The sequence below is a fragment of the Sphingopyxis sp. PET50 genome (genome assembly GCF_025244705.1).
GTDB lineage: Bacteria > Pseudomonadota > Alphaproteobacteria > Sphingomonadales > Sphingomonadaceae > Sphingopyxis.
On record NZ_CP104207.1, the window covers coordinates 60,678 to 74,745 of the forward strand.

Consider the following 14,068-nt stretch of genomic DNA (forward strand, 5'->3'; position numbering starts at 1 on the left):
AGTCTCGCTGCCCCTCCCGCTTGCGGGAGGGGAAACCGGTTCATTCCTCAAATGTCCGCTCCCCACCCCAAACCGCCCTTGCCGCCCGGTCAAAGCCAGCCGATATGCTTGAAGCGCCAGAAGACCAGCGCCGAGCCGCCGAAGATCAGGCCGAGCGCATAGGGATAGCCGAGTTTCCAGCCCAGTTCGGGCATGAAGTCGAAGTTCATCCCGTAAATGCCCGCGATCGCGGTGGGCACGGCGAGGATAGCGGCCCAGGCGGCGAGCTGGCGGGTGATGACGCCCTGGCGCTGCTGTTCGAGCATCGAATTGGTTTCGATGACCGACGCGGTGATTTCGCGGAGGCCGGTGAGGCGGAATTCGGCGCGCTGGACATGGTCCCAGATGTCGCGGAAATAGGGGCGGACGGCGTCGTCGATCCACGGCAGGTCGTCGGCGTGCACGAGGCGCCAGGCGACGTCCTTCATCAAGCCGACGATCCGCTGGAAGCGGATGACCTCGTGCCGCTGGGCGTAGAGGTGGCGGATTTCCTCGGCGTCGAGCGGCGTGTCCATCACGCTTTCCTCGAGCGACAGCAGCTGGTCCTCGATTCCGTCGATCACCGGGAAATAGCCGTCGACGATGAAATCGAGGATCGCATAGAGGACATAGTCGGGGCCATGCGCCAGTTTCGCGGGCAGGGTTTCGAGCCGCGACCGGACCTCGGTATGCGCGCGCGCCGAGCCGTGGCGGACGCTGACGAGGAAATGGCGGCCGACGAAGATCGCGGTCTCGCCCGACTGGATCGTGTCGCCTTCGCGGTTGCCGGTCGCGGCGATGACGAAAAGCTGGTCGCCATAAACCTCGACCTTGGGAAGCTGTTTCGCCTTGAGCGCGTCCTCGACCGCGAGCGGGTGGAGGCCGAAGCGTTTCGCGATGCCGGCGAGTTCTTCGGGGGTCGGTTCGAACAGGCCGAGCCAGAAGAAATCGTCGTCGGCGCAATCCTCCGGAATGATATCGTCGGGGCCGAGTTCGCGGACGAGCTTGCCTCGGTTATAATGGCGGGCGGCCATGATCGGCATGGGCGGGACTTTCTTGCGGAACCATGCCCTCAATAGATCGCGGTGCGGCGAAGGGAAGGGGCGTCGGGCCGCGCCGCACGCGGTGCGGGCCTATTGCGCCGGGGCGTCCGGCGGCCGCGTCCAGCCTTTCCTGTATTTCTCGAACCAGGCGAGGATCGCGGTGGCCTTCGCGGCCGATTGCGACGGGCGCGCGGCGATGCCGCCGTGGCTGGCGCCGGGGACCTTGACCAGCGCGGTGGGCACGCCGCGCAGCCGCAGCGCAGTATAATATTGCTCGGACTCGCTGACCGGGGTGCGATAGTCCTCGGCGCCGACGACGACCATCGTCGGCGTCTCGACATTGCCGACGAGCGACAGCGGCGAAAGCGACCAGAAAAGCTCGGGCTTTTCCCAAGGTTCGGCGCCGAGCCAATAGGGGCCGAAGAAGCCGGGACCGTCGGCGGTCAACGCCTGCGTCGTCCAGTTGATGACGGGTTTCTGGGTGACCGCGGCCTTGAAGCGATTGGTCTTGCCGACGATCCAGCTCGTCAGCACGCCGCCGCCCGAGCCGCCGGTGACGAACAGGGCGTCGGGGTCGGCGATGCCGAGCTCGATCGCGCGGTCGACGATGGAGATGAGGTCGAAATAGTCGTTGCCGGGATAGGCCTTGTCGATCTCGTTCGCGAAGGCGGCGCCGTAGCTGGTCGAGCCGCGCGGATTCGCCGAGAGCACGGCATAGCCCGCGGCGGCGTACAGCTGGTTGTCGGTCGCGAAATGGCCGCCATAGGCCGCGAAGGGACCGCCGTGGATTTCGAGGATCAGGGGCACGCGCTGCCCCTCGCGATAGCCCGGCGGCAGGGTCAGCCAGCCCTCGATCGTCTTGCCGTCGTGGCTAGAGGCGGCGGTGATCTTGCGGACCTCGCCGAGCGATTTCACTTCGCGAAGCGAGCGGTTGAGGTCGGTGAGGATGCGCGCGGTGCCGCCGCGGTTCAACTGCACCTCGGCGGGGCGCGTCGCGGTGCCGCCGGTAAAGGCGATCGCGCCGCCGTCCGAGACGGTGAAGCTGCCGCCGGTATAGGGCCGGTCGAGACCGCCGCCCGAGAGGCCGGTCGCCGCGGTGCGCACCGAGCCGTCGAGGCCGATGCGCGCGACCTTCGTTTCGCCATGGTCATCATATTGCGCATAGAGCGACTTGCCGTCGGCGGCCCATTGCACCGCGTCGACGCTGTAATCCCAGTTCGCGGTCAGGCTGCGCTGGCCCGACCCGTCGCGGTTCATGATATAGAGCTGGGTGTTTTCATAGGCGCGCAATTTGTCGTCGAAACCGACGTAGGCGATCTTGCCGCCGTCGGGCGAGACGAGCGGGTTCGCGTCGGGGCCGTTGCGGCTTGTAAGCGTGGTGACGCCGCCGCTCGCGACGTCGAGCGCATGGATTTCGCTTTCGACCGGGTCCTTCTCCCAGCCGGGCTTGCGGTTCGCCGAGAAATAGATCGTGCGGCCGTCGCGCGACCAGCTGAGCGGCCCGCCGTCATGATAGGGGCCGAAGGTGAGCTGGCGCGGCGAGCCGCCGGTCGCGGGCACGACGAAGATCTTCTCGAAGCCCGGCTCGAGATAGCCTTCGCCGTCGGCGCGGTAGGTCAGCAGGTCGCGGACTTCGAGCGGCTCCGCCCATTGGGCGCCCTCGGGCTTGTTTTTCGGCGGCGAACCGAACGCGGGGCCATCGTCCTTGACGAGCATCGTATAGGCGATCGACTTGCCGTCGGGCGACCAGGCGAGCGAGGAGGGCGAGGTCGGCAGGCCGGTGAGGCGGACCGCCTCGCCGCCGTCCATCCAGCGCACCCAGAGCTGCGCGCTGCCGCCCTCGGTCGAGGCGAAGGCGAGGCGCTTGCCGTCGGGCGACCAGCGCGGGGCGAAGGCGGCGCCGGTGCGGCCCGCGAGCGGGGTTTCCTCGCCGGTCGTGGTGTCGATCAGCCAGATCGAGCTGACCGCGCGGTCGGACATGATGTCGTTCTGGCGCCGGACATAGGCGATGCGGCGGCCATCGGGGCTGATCTGCGGATCGGAGGCGATGGCGAGGTCGAACAGATCCTCGCCGGTGAAGCGGCGCTGCGGCGCGGTGCGCGCGCTGCCGGTCGCGGAGGCCGACATCGGTGCCTGCCCGGCGGAGGTTTCGGTGGCGGCGGGCTCGGCGTCCTGTGCGGCGGCTATCTGGGTGGTGAGGGCGAGGAGACTGGCCCCGAGAATCGCGAGTTTGCGCATGGTGTTACGGCCCCCTTTTCGATTGGATGACGCGGGTCTGAACCTTATGCGGCGGAGGGTCAACCGGGTGCCGGAGCGGCGGCGTGTATTATCGTAATAAAACCCCTTGCCAAGCTCGGCGCTACAAATGTAGCACGCTACAAATGTAGCGCACGAGGTGATTCGAATGCTGTCCAGTCTGCCCCCGCGGGAACGCGAAATCGTCGATATTCTCTATGAGCGTGGCGCGTCCACGGTCACCGAGATCGGCGAGGCGCTGGCCGACGAGCTGTCGGGCTCGGCGATCCGCGCGATGCTGAAGCGGCTCGAGGGCAAGGGCTTCGTCGCGCGCCAGCATTCCGAACGCGGGTTCCTCTATGCACCGAGCGTGCCCGAAAAGGCGGCGAGCAAGTCGGCGCTGGGGCAGGTGGTGCGCGTCTTTTTCAACGGATCGGCGACGAGCGCCGCCGCCGCCTTGCTCGGCATGCAGGACGAGATGAGCGGCGACGAGCTGGACGAGCTGGAAAAACTGATCGCGCAGGCGCGCGAAGGGAGGGCGAAATGATGCCGGAGATGACGATCAGCGCCGCGACGCTGCTGGGTCTGGCGTGGAAGTCCGCCGCGATTGCGGGTGCCACCTTGCTGTTGCTGCGCCTTGCGCGCGCGCGGTCTTCGGGCGAGCGGTCGATGATCGCGCACAGCGGGCTGTTCGCGCTGCTCGCCTTGCCCGCCGCGATCCTGCTGCTGCCGCAATGGGCGCCGCTGCCGGCCGGATGGTTCGCCGCCGCGGCGCCCGCCGTGCTCGCGGCGAGCGATCTGGCGACAACAGGGGGACCGGCGGCCGATCTGGCCGTCCCCGCCGCGACCTCAGTCCCTGTCGCGGCGGACGCGGGCAGTTCGCCGCCGGTCGTGCTGGCGTCGCTGGGCGATGCCGTGCCCTATGTCTACGCGATCCCGCTGCTGCTGCTGGTCGGCGTGATGCTGCTCGCGGTGGTGCGGCTGTTCGCGATGCGCGGACGCGCCGAGGTGCTGGTGCAGCCGTCGTGGCTGTCGGCGCTGGCCGAGGCGCAGCGGCGGATGGGATTCAAGCATGGCACCGCGCTGCTGGTGAGCGAGGAACTGCGCTCGCCGATCAGTTGGGGCGTGCTGCGCCCGACGATCGTGCTGAGCCCGAAGGCGGTCGCGGCGACCGGCGAGGCCGAGGCGATCATCGCGCACGAACTGGCGCACGTCGCGCGGCTCGACTGGGCGAAACTGCTCGGTGCGCGCGTCGCCTGTGCGGTCTTCTGGTTCAATCCGTTCGTGTGGATGCTGGCGCGCGAGAGCCACCAGCTTCGCGAGGAAGCGGCCGACGATGCGGTGCTGATGGCCGATATCGACGGCCCCGACTATGCGACGCTGCTGGTCGGTGCGGCGCGGCACGACAACAAGGCGGCGCTGCTGGCGGCGCATGGCGTGGCGCCCGCCAAGAGCAGCCTCAAGCGGCGGATCACCCGCGTGCTCGACGGCGATCTGAAGCGCGGGCCGCGCGAGCGGCGGCTGGATGCTGGGAAGTTTCCTGCTGCTCGCCGGGCTGACCGTGCCGCTTGCGGCTTTCTCGGCAACCGCGCCCGGGGAGCAGCATGCAGCCCAGGAGGCCAAGGCGCTTGCGGTCGCCGGGCAACAGACCGCTGTAGCATCGTCGCACGCGGCGGTGGCGGCGAAGGATGCCGCCGAGGCCGAAGCCGCGGCGACGGCTGCAACGGCGCGCAAGCTGACCGCCGACGAGCTGGTGAGCCTGCGCGCGGTCGGGGTGACCCCCGAATATGCCGCCGAGATGCGCGCCGAGGGCGCGCCGATCAACGCCGACGACCTGATCGCCGCAAGGGCATCGGGGATCGACGCCGGCTATGTGCGGTCGATGCGCGCGATCATTCCCAACGCCGAAATGGGCGAGCTGGTCGGGGCGCGGCAGATGGGGGTCAACGCGGCCTTTGCCCGCGACATGAAATCGCATTTCCCCGGCGTGCAGATGGACGATCTGATCGCGCTGAAGGCGATGGGGATCGACTGCGACTTCGTCACCGACATGCAGAAGGCCGGGGTGAAGATGCGCAGCGCCGACGAGGCGATCGCGCTGCGCGCGATGCCGCGGCGGCCTGCCGCACCCAGGGGATCGAAAGGACCGAAGGGCGAGAAATCCGCCACGGTCAGCTTCGGCCCCGGGGGCAATGTGATCGAGGCGCGGTCGGCCGACGGCCGGATCGCGCGGATCGAAGTGGCCGCGCCGCCCGAACCGCCGGAGCCCCCGGAGGACTGACGCCCGGACGTTCGTCCGAACCGGGGGGTCACTGATCGAAAGCTTGTTTTGAATTGCCGTTGCGGCGGCGAGCGATGGCGCTCGTCCGGCGCACGCAAGGGAGGAGTGTTGCCATGAAAGCCATGATCTTCGGGTCGAGCCTGATGCTGTTGCCGGTGCTGGCCTGCGCCGGGCCCGGCCAGTCCGCGACCGCCACGGCGCAGGAGACGGGCGAGGTCCGCTGGACCGTCGAGGCCGATGCCGGCAAGGGGGGCGCGCCCAAGCTGCGGCTCGAGCACGCCAAGTCGAGCAGCGACCTGTCGCTCGACGACCAGTTGGCGGCGAAGCGGCCCGAGTTCGACGAGGCGCGCGCCGCGCTCGGCAGCACGGGGCAGGTGCGCTTTTCGGTGCGGCACGAGGCGGGGACGCTCGATTGCTCGGGCAATCTGGCGCACGCCTTCGAAGGCAAGGGGACGTGCGGCTTTGCGCCCGATGCCGGGTTCGAGCGCGAGCTGGCGACGCGCGGGCTGGCGCCCAAGAAACGCGATGATCTGTTCGCGATGCTCATCGTCGATGCGACGATCGCGCTCGCCGACGGCCTGACCGCCGAGGGGGTCAGGCCCAGGGACAGCGACGGTCTGATCGCCGCCGGTGCGCTCGAGGTGACGCCCGGCTATGTGCGCGGATTCCGGGGCACGCCGCTGGCGCTGAGCCGCATCGACGACGCGGTCGCCTTTCGCGCGCTCGGGGTGACGGGCGACTATGTCCGCGATCTCAATGCCGCTGGCTATGCGAAGCTGTCGGTCGAGGATGTGACGGCGATGAAGGCGCTGGGGGTCACCGGCGACTATGTCCGCGCGCTGGCGGCGGCGGGTTATGAAAAATTGTCGGTACAGGATGTGATCGGCATGAAGGCGATGGGCGTGACCGGGGCCTATGCGAAAGCGATGAACGGCGCGGAGGCGGGCCGGTGAAGCATTTGGCGAGCCTTTCGACGATCGCCGCGATGCTGGCCGCGGCACCGGCCGCGGCGCAGGAGGCATCCACAAGAGAAACCCCGCCGCCCGCTGCGGCCGGGGTGCCGGCGGGCACGGCGAGCGGCACCGCGCGGCAGGTCTATACCCCCGCAGATTTCGCCCGCTACGCGCCGAAGAACGCCTATGACATGCTGAACCAGGTTCCCGGCTTCTCGATCCGCGACAACGAGAATCTGCGCGGACTGGGGCAGGCGACGGGCAATGTGCTGTTCAACGGCGAACGGCCGTCGAACAAGGCCGACGACATGTACACCCAATTGTCGCGCATCCCGGCGGGCAATGTCGAACGGATCGAGATCGTCGACGGCGCGACGCTCGATATCCCCGGCCTGTCGGGGCAGGTCGCCAATATCGTCTATCGCGCCGACAGCTTTTCGGGGCAATTTTCGTGGAAGCCCGAATTTCGCGCGCACTATACCGACCCCCTGTTCACGCGCGGCGACGTGTCGGTGCGCGGGCGGTCGGGCGACCTCGAATATGAGGCGGCGCTCAACAACGACGAATCGGCGCGCAGCGGCGCGGGCGGGCCGACCCTGATCCATGACGGCGCGGGCAACGTCATCGAACGCCGCCGCGATATCTGGAACACCCATTATGACACGCCCAAGCTGTCGGGGCGGATCAGCTGGGACCCGGCGGGCGACACGGTCGCCAATCTGGGCGGCCATTATCAGCGCAAATACGACCGCTATTATGAGGATGGCCTGCGCATGTCGCCGGGACAGTCCGACCGGCTGCGCACCGTCTATGAAAATGCCGACAGCTGGAATTACGAGATCAGCGGCGATTACCAGTTCCGCGCCGGGCCGGGGAAGCTGAAGCTGATCGGCCTGCGGCGCTTCAGCCACGAGCCCTACCGGCAGGAGATCGTCACCACGCCCGAAGGCGGCATCGCGACGGGCGACCGCTTTGCGCAGGTCGGCGACCTGGGCGAGACGATCGCGCGCGGCGAATATCAGTGGAAGATGTTCGGCGGCGACTGGCAATTGTCGGGCGAGGCGGCCTTCAACACGCTCGACAATGTCGCGTCGCTGGCGGTGCTCGATCCCAATGGGGTCTTCGTCGACGTGCCCTTCGAGGGCGGCACCGGCGGAGTCAGCGAGGATCGTTATGAGGGGCTGCTGAGCTTCGGGCGCAAGCTGACCGACACATTGACATTCCAGATCGTCGCGGGCGCCGAACATTCGACGATCACCCAGACCGGGATGAACGGCCTGACGCGCACCTTCTTCCGGCCCAAGGGCTCGCTGTCGCTCGCCTGGACGCCGACGCCCGATTTCGACGCGTCGCTGAAGATCAGGCGGCGGGTGCTGCAATTGTCCTTCTATGATTTTCTCGCGCGCGCCTTCCTCAACGACGGCAACCAGAACGAGAGCAACAACGACCTGCGCCCCCAGCAGGACTGGAGCTACGAGGCGGAGATCAACAAGAAGTTCGGCGCCTGGGGATCGACCAAGATCATCCTGGTTTATCGCGACGTCGAGGACCGCGTCGATGTCGTGCCCATCGGTCCCGACGGCGAGGCGGTCGGCAATATCGCCAAGGCCAAGGCGGGGGCGATCGACTGGACCGCGACGATCAACCTCGATCCCGCGGGGATCAAGGGCATGAAGGTCGAGACGCGGGTGCTGTTGCAGAAGAGCTCGCTGCGCGATCCCTTTACCGGCGAAAAGCGCCAGTGGAGCGGCTTCACCGACACGGTGATCGAGGGCAGCGTGCGGTACGATATCCCGGCCAGCGACTGGGCGCTGGGAGCGGCCGCCAACTATGGGCATTACCAGCCCAATTACCGCCGCAACCAGACTGACAAGGTGTGGGAAGGCCCGGTGTTCGCCAATGTCTTCGTCGAGCATAAGGATGTATTCGGGCTGACCGTGCGCGCGCAACTTGCCAATGCGGTCAATGCGCGATCGAAGCGCGACCGGACCGTTTACACCGGGGTGCGCGGCGAGAGCCCGGTCGCCTTTGTGGAGAAGCGCGACCGGCTGATCGGGCCGATCTTCGCTTTTTCGGTGCGCGGGAAGTTCTGACCCGATCCGCTCCCCGGCGAAAGCCGGGGCGCGGGCTTCGCTGGACCCCGGCTTTCGCCGGGGAGCGGATAGGCTATGGTCGCGACATGATGCGGCGGCGGACCAAAATCTATTTCGACGGCGGCGCGCGGCCCAATCCGGGAGCGATCGAGATCGCCGTCGTCTGCGGCGGGGTAGCCTATGTCGAACGCGATATCGGGCGCGGCAGCAGCCAGGATGCCGAATGGCTGGCGCTGATCGCGGCGTTGCGGCTGGCGAGATCGCGCGGGCTGGCTGACTTCGTGCTGCTCGGTGACGCGGCAGCGGTAGTGGCGCAGGCGAACGGAACCGTGGCTGCGCGCGGCGATGCCGTGCGGCATCTGGCGGCATATCGCGATCTGGTCGGCGACGGTGCGCCGCCGCGGGTGCGGCATGTCGGTCGGTCGCAGAATCTGGCGGGGATCGCGCTTGCGCGGTTGCACGGGCGATAATCCGTCAGGCGCGCTTTTCCGGTCCCCAGGCGCGGTAGAAGGTGTCGACGGCGGCATCGACCTCGGCGGCGAGGCGGTGCGTTTCGCGGCCTTCGGGAAGGCCGAGCACGGCTTGCTGATAGACGCCCGACTGGCAGAGGCCAGCGAAATGCCGGACCGCCTGCATCGGGTCGCCCTGCCGCAATTCGCCGCGCGCCATCTTGGCGGCGACCCACAGCGCGGCGCGCGCCTTGCCGCGGCGCGGGCCGCGGTCGTAGAAGGTTTCGGCGAGATGCGGAAACCGCTCGGCCTCGCCGACGACGAGACGGAACAGCGAGAGCAGCGGCGTCGTCACCAGCGCCGTCATCAGCACATTGCCGAAGCGGGTGAGCACGTCGATGACTGGCTCGTCGAGGGGCAGATCGACGTGCAGCGCGGTGCCATATTCGCCGACGATGTCGTCGACCACGGCGGCGAACAATTCCTCCTTCGACGGGAAATAGGTCCACAGCGTGGTCTTCGATCCGCCGACCTTCGACGCGATCGACGACATGGTGGTGCCGGCATAGCCGTTGGCGAAAAAGAGCGCGCGCCCGGCGTCGACGAACGCCTTGCGGCGCGCGGCGGCGGCATCGTCGATAGTGGCTGTACTGGCTGGTATCATTTCAATTGACAACTCATCGTGCGCGGTTCAATGGCGCATGATACCAGCTAGTATCGTTGGATGCCATGCCCCGCAGTTTAATTCTTACAACCGCGCTTTTCGGCCTGCTTGCGGGTTGCGTGAGCACGCCCGACGTCGGGCCGAAGCCGGTGCCGGTCGCCGCCGGGTCGCTCGAGTCGCGCGCCTCCTTTGCCGATGCGGCGGGGGATTGGCCGGCCGAAGGCTGGTGGCGGGCGATGGGCGATGCGCAATTGACCGCGCTGATCGACGAAGGGCTGGCGGGATCGCCCGACGTCGCGATCGCTGCGGCGCGGGTGCGCGCCGCCGATGCGCTGGCGCAGCAGGCGGGGGCGGCGCTCGGGCCGCGGATCGGCGTCGAGGGCAGCGCGGGCGGCGTCCAGCAGAGCAAGAATATGGGCATCCCGCCGCAGTTCGTGCCCGACGGCATCCAGGATACCGGGCGCGTCGCCGCCACCTTTGCCTTCGACCTCGACCTGTGGGGCAGGAACCGCGCGGCGCTGGCGGCGGCGACGTCGGAGGCCGAGGCGGCACGGGTCGATGCGGCGCAGGCGCGGCTGATGCTGGCGACCGGAATCGCGGCGGCCTATTCCGATCTGGCGGGGCAGTTCGCTGCGCTCGACGTCGCGAAGGACGCGGTGCGGGTACGCGGCGCGAGCGCCGAGTTGTCGGCGGCGCGGGCGAAAGCAGGGATCGAGAATCAGGCGGCGCAGCGGCAGGCCGAAAGCCGCGTGGCGGCGGCGCGCGGCGATGTCGTCGCGCTGGAGGAGGCGATATCGCTGACCCGCAACCGCATCGCGGCGCTGGTCGGCGCGGGACCCGATCGCGGGCTGGCGCTCACGCGCCCGACTTTGGTCGTTCGGGCATCGGGGTTGCCGGCCGATGCCGGGATCGCGCTCGTCGGGCGGCGGCCCGATATCGTTGCGGCAAGGCTGCGCGGCGAGGCGGCGGCGAAGCGCATCGACGTCGCGCGCGCCGATTTCTATCCGAATATCAGCCTGTCGGCGCTGGTCGGCTTGCAGTCGCTCGGCCTGTCGAACCTGTTCGACAAGGGGTCCGAATATGGCAATGGCGGGGTCGCCCTCACCCTGCCGATCTTCGACAGCGGGCGGTTGCAGGGACGCTATCGCGGTGCGCGGGCCGACTATGATGTCGCAGTCGCCAATTATGACAAGACCTTGATCGCGGCGCTGCGCGACGTCGCCGATGTCGTACGCAGCCGCGAGGCCAATGCGCGGCAGTTGACCGAGCGGCGCGCGGCGCTGGCGGCGGCGGAGGAGGCGGCGAGGCTGGCGGGCCTGCGCTACCGCGCCGGGCTGTCGAACCAGATCGTCGCGCTGACCGCAGAGGACAGCGCGGTCGCGCTGGCACGGTCCGTCGCCGACCTCGAGGCGCGGCAGCTGGCGCTCGACATATCGCTGATCCGCGCGCTCGGCGGCGGCTATCGGAACAAGACTTCCACAGGAGACATATGATGGCCGACGATACGGCTGCGATCCCCGCCGAAACCCCTCCCGAGCAGGCCGGGACCAACGGCGCCAAGCGTGCCAAGTTCCTGCGTATCCTGCTGATCGCCGTGGTGGTCGCGGCGCTGTTGTGGGCGGCCTGGTATTATCTGACGCAGGCGGGGCGGGTCCACACCGACAATGCCTATGTCGGTGCCGATTCCGCCGTCGTCACCGCGCTCGTCGCGGGGCCGGTGCGGGAGGTGCGCGTCGCGGGCACGCAGGCGGTGAAGAAGGGCGACATCCTCGTCATCCTCGACGACAGCGATGCGAAGCTCGCGGTGGCCAATGCCGAGGCGGCGCTGCGGCTGGCGCGGCAACGCTATGGCCAGGCGGGCGCCAATGCCGATGCCGCGCGGGCGCGCGTCGTCGCGCGCGGCGCCGACGTCAACCAGTCGCGCGCGCGGCTGCGCGACGCCAATGCCGCGGTCGAGAAGGCGCACGCCGAACTTGCGCGGCGCGAGAGCCTTTCGGGCACCGGCGCGGTATCGGCGGAGGAAATCACGGCGGCGCGGGCGGCGCTCGTTTCGGCAACGGCGGCGCGTGATCTCGCCTCGGCGGCGATCGCTTCGGCACAGGCGACGCAGGGTTCGGCGGCGGGCGACCTCGGCGCCGCCGAGGCGCTGGTGCGCGGGACGACGATCGACACCGCGCCCGATGTCGCGGCGGCGCAGGCGCGGCTGGAGAAGGCCGAGCTCGACCTCGCGCGCACGGTGATCCGCGCGCCGGTCGACGGGATCGTGACGAACAAGCAGGTGCAGGTCGGGCAGCGGATCGCGGCGGGGGCGCCGATCATGACGATCGTGCCGATTTCGACCGCCTATGTCGACGCCAATTACAAGGAAAGCCAGTTCAGGGACATCAAGCTGGGTCAGCCGGTCGAACTGGTGTCGGACTATTATGGCGACGATGTGGTGTTCCACGGCAAGGTCGTCGGTATCGCGGGCGGCACCGGCGCGGCCTTTTCGCTGATCCCCGCGCAGAATGCGACGGGCAACTGGGTGAAGGTCGTGCAGCGCCTGCCGGTGCGCATCGCGCTCGACCCCAAGGAATTGCAGGCGCATCCCTTGCGCGTCGGTCTGTCGATGGAAGCGACGATCGACACGCGCGGCCGGAATTAGGGCCCGGCCGATGCCCATCATGGCATCGTCATTGCGAGCGCAGCGAAGCAATCCAGGGCGGTTACCGCACCTCTGGATTGCCGCGTCGCCTCCGGTTCCTCGCAATGACGAGGTCGGGAGGTGAACCGTGGCTAGCGCTGCCGCTTCGGCCCCGGCGGCCCTGCCCGACGAGCCCGCGCCGCTGACCGGGGTGCGGCTGTTCGCCGCGGCGTTCGCGCTGGCGCTCGCCAATTTCGTCGTCGTGCTCGACACCACGATCGCCAATGTGTCGGTGCCGCATATCGCGGGCGGACTCGCGGTGTCGCCGACGCAGGGGACGTGGGTGATCACCAGCTATGCGGTCGCCGACGCGATCAGCGTGCCGCTGACTGGCTGGCTGGCGATGCGCTTCGGCACGGTGCGCTGGTTCCTCTTCTCGATCGTCGGCTTCGGTATCTTCTCCTTCCTGTGCGGCATTTCGCGCACGCTCGATGGCCTCATCATCTTCCGCATTTTGCAGGGGCTGTCGGGCGGGCCGCTGATGCCGCTGTCGCAGATCCTGCTGCTGCGCATCTTCCCCAGGGAGAAGGCGGGGATCGGCCTTGCGATCTGGGCGATGACGACGACGACGGCGCCGATCTTGGGGCCGATCCTGGGCGGGCTGATCAGCGATAATTGGACGTGGCCTTGGATCTTCTTCATCAACCTGCCGGTGGTCGCGATCTGCGCCTTCGGGGTCGCGAGCCTGCTGCGGCCGTTCGAGACCAGGCGCGCGAAGGCGCGCATCGACACCATCGGGCTGATCCTGCTCGTGCTGTCGGTCGGCGCCTTCCAGCTGATGCTCGATACCGGGCGCGAGCATGACTGGTTCGAATCGACCTGGATCGTGACGCTCGCGATCGTTGCGGCGATCGCCTTCGCCGCCTTCGTCATCTGGGAGCTGACCGACGAAAATCCGGTCGTCGACCTGCGCGTGTTCCGGTTCCGGGGGTTCAGTTTCGCGACGGTTGCGATCTCGCTGGGGTTCGGCGCCTTTTTCGCGCAGGTCGTGCTGACGCCTTTGTGGCTGCAGCAGGTCGCCGGCTATACCGCGACCGACACCGGATATGTCGTGGCGTGGATCGGGGTGTTCGCGGTGCTGCTGTCGCCGGTCGCGGCGGGGCTGATCGGCAAGATCGACATCCGCATCTCGATCAGCGCGGGTATCCTCTGGATGGCCTTCATCTCGGTGCTGCGCGCGAGCTGGAATGCCGATGTCGATTATTGGACGCTCGCCCTGCCGCATCTGTTGCAGGGGATGGGGATGCCCTTTTTCTTCGTCGGGCTGACCGCGCTGGCGCTGAGTTCGGTGCCGGCGGAGAAGCAGACGTCGGCGGCGGGGCTGATGAGTTTCCTGCGCACACTGTCGGGCGCGATGGGCACCGCGATCGCGACCTCGGCGTGGGACAGCCAGAACCGCATCGCGCGATCCGAACTGGTGGGCCACATGAACGGGACCGCCGAGACGATGGACCTGATGCAGCGCGCCGGGCTGACGCTCGAACAGGCGCGCGCGGCGGTCGAGCGGCTGGTCGACGTGCAGGCGGCGACGATCGGCGTGCTACACCTGTTCCTGGCGGCCGGCGTGGTGTTCGTGATCGCCGCGATCGCGGTGTGGTGCGCTCCCTTGCCCAAGCAGGTGTCGATGGGTGCCTCGCACTAGCGCAGTC

General features: G+C 68.3%; 11 protein-coding genes and 1 pseudogene. 9 read left to right on the forward strand and 3 right to left on the reverse strand.

Translation table 11 applies throughout. The features are described from left to right. Positions 1 to 89 precede the first annotated feature (89 nt). The gene (locus N0A20_RS00350) at positions 90 to 1,061 is read right to left on the reverse strand and encodes a magnesium and cobalt transport protein CorA (protein WP_260582059.1); all 972 of its coding nucleotides are present in this window, start codon (positions 1,059 to 1,061) and stop codon (positions 90 to 92) included. A 90-nt stretch (positions 1,062 to 1,151) separates the two neighbouring features. Next, positions 1,152 to 3,299, reverse strand: a complete 2,148-nt coding sequence (locus tag N0A20_RS00355) for an alpha/beta hydrolase family protein (RefSeq protein ID WP_260582060.1) — start codon at positions 3,297 to 3,299, stop codon at positions 1,152 to 1,154. A gap of 166 nt (positions 3,300 to 3,465) precedes the next feature. On the opposite strand from N0A20_RS00355, the gene N0A20_RS00360 reads away from it, so the two are divergent. The 6 genes and pseudogenes from N0A20_RS00360 to N0A20_RS00385 all read left to right on the forward strand — a co-directional run bounded on the left by N0A20_RS00360 (position 3,466) and on the right by N0A20_RS00385 (position 9,093). After that, complete coding sequence (locus N0A20_RS00360; RefSeq protein WP_260582062.1) at positions 3,466 to 3,843, forward strand: BlaI/MecI/CopY family transcriptional regulator; 378 nt, start codon at positions 3,466 to 3,468, stop codon at positions 3,841 to 3,843. A gap of 413 nt (positions 3,844 to 4,256) precedes the next feature. Then, positions 4,257 to 4,712, forward strand: a pseudogene (locus tag N0A20_RS20385) (M56 family metallopeptidase); the annotation flags it as partial. Positions 4,713 to 4,821: 109 nt separating this feature from the next. After that, entirely contained in the window at positions 4,822 to 5,577 is a 756-nt protein-coding gene (locus tag N0A20_RS00370) for a hypothetical protein (RefSeq protein ID WP_260582064.1), read from the forward strand. A gap of 113 nt (positions 5,578 to 5,690) precedes the next feature. Next, positions 5,691 to 6,530 (forward strand): hypothetical protein, encoded by an 840-nt coding sequence (locus N0A20_RS00375; protein ID WP_260582065.1) that lies wholly within the window; start codon positions 5,691 to 5,693, stop codon positions 6,528 to 6,530. Then, complete coding sequence (locus N0A20_RS00380) at positions 6,527 to 8,623, forward strand: TonB-dependent receptor plug domain-containing protein (protein WP_260582066.1); 2,097 nt, start codon at positions 6,527 to 6,529, stop codon at positions 8,621 to 8,623. The genes N0A20_RS00375 and N0A20_RS00380 overlap by 4 nt, the downstream gene beginning before the upstream one ends. An 86-nt stretch (positions 8,624 to 8,709) precedes the next feature. After that, positions 8,710 to 9,093, forward strand: coding sequence for a reverse transcriptase-like protein (locus N0A20_RS00385; RefSeq protein ID WP_312846580.1), 384 nt, complete (start codon positions 8,710 to 8,712; stop codon positions 9,091 to 9,093). A gap of 4 nt (positions 9,094 to 9,097) precedes the next feature. On the opposite strand, the gene N0A20_RS00390 is transcribed toward N0A20_RS00385, so the two are convergent. Further along, positions 9,098 to 9,736, reverse strand: a complete 639-nt coding sequence (locus N0A20_RS00390) for a TetR/AcrR family transcriptional regulator (protein WP_260582067.1) — start codon at positions 9,734 to 9,736, stop codon at positions 9,098 to 9,100. 119 nt (positions 9,737 to 9,855) lie between these two features. Here N0A20_RS00390 and N0A20_RS00395 point away from each other — a divergent pair, with 119 nt between their 5' ends. The 3 genes from N0A20_RS00395 (at position 9,856) to N0A20_RS00405 (ending at position 14,061) form a co-directional block, all read left to right on the forward strand. Then, entirely contained in the window at positions 9,856 to 11,229 is a 1,374-nt protein-coding gene (locus tag N0A20_RS00395) for an efflux transporter outer membrane subunit (protein WP_409574704.1), read from the forward strand. Continuing rightward, entirely contained in the window at positions 11,229 to 12,380 is a 1,152-nt protein-coding gene (locus N0A20_RS00400; protein WP_260582070.1) for an efflux RND transporter periplasmic adaptor subunit, read from the forward strand. Before N0A20_RS00395 ends, N0A20_RS00400 begins: the two co-directional genes overlap by 1 nt. Positions 12,381 to 12,507: 127 nt before the next feature. After that, positions 12,508 to 14,061, forward strand: coding sequence for a DHA2 family efflux MFS transporter permease subunit (locus N0A20_RS00405; RefSeq protein WP_260582071.1), 1,554 nt, complete (start codon positions 12,508 to 12,510; stop codon positions 14,059 to 14,061). The last annotated feature ends 7 nt before the right edge of the window (positions 14,062 to 14,068 follow it).

Excerpts from the sequence above, each read along its gene's own strand:
- N0A20_RS00385 (WP_312846580.1), top strand. The coding sequence starts at position 8,710 with ATGATGCGGCGGCGGACCAAAATCTATTTCGACGGCGGCGCGCGGCCC.
- N0A20_RS00370 (WP_260582064.1), top strand. The coding sequence starts at position 4,822 with ATGCTGGGAAGTTTCCTGCTGCTCGCCGGGCTGACCGTGCCGCTTGCG.
- N0A20_RS00390 (WP_260582067.1), bottom strand. The coding sequence starts at position 9,736 with ATGATACCAGCCAGTACAGCCACTATCGACGATGCCGCCGCCGCGCGC.
- N0A20_RS00375 (WP_260582065.1), top strand. The coding sequence starts at position 5,691 with ATGAAAGCCATGATCTTCGGGTCGAGCCTGATGCTGTTGCCGGTGCTG.
- N0A20_RS00350 (WP_260582059.1), bottom strand. The coding sequence starts at position 1,061 with ATGCCGATCATGGCCGCCCGCCATTATAACCGAGGCAAGCTCGTCCGC.
- N0A20_RS00360 (WP_260582062.1), top strand. The coding sequence starts at position 3,466 with ATGCTGTCCAGTCTGCCCCCGCGGGAACGCGAAATCGTCGATATTCTC.
- N0A20_RS00355 (WP_260582060.1), bottom strand. The coding sequence starts at position 3,299 with ATGCGCAAACTCGCGATTCTCGGGGCCAGTCTCCTCGCCCTCACCACC.
- N0A20_RS00400 (WP_260582070.1), top strand. The coding sequence starts at position 11,229 with ATGGCCGACGATACGGCTGCGATCCCCGCCGAAACCCCTCCCGAGCAG.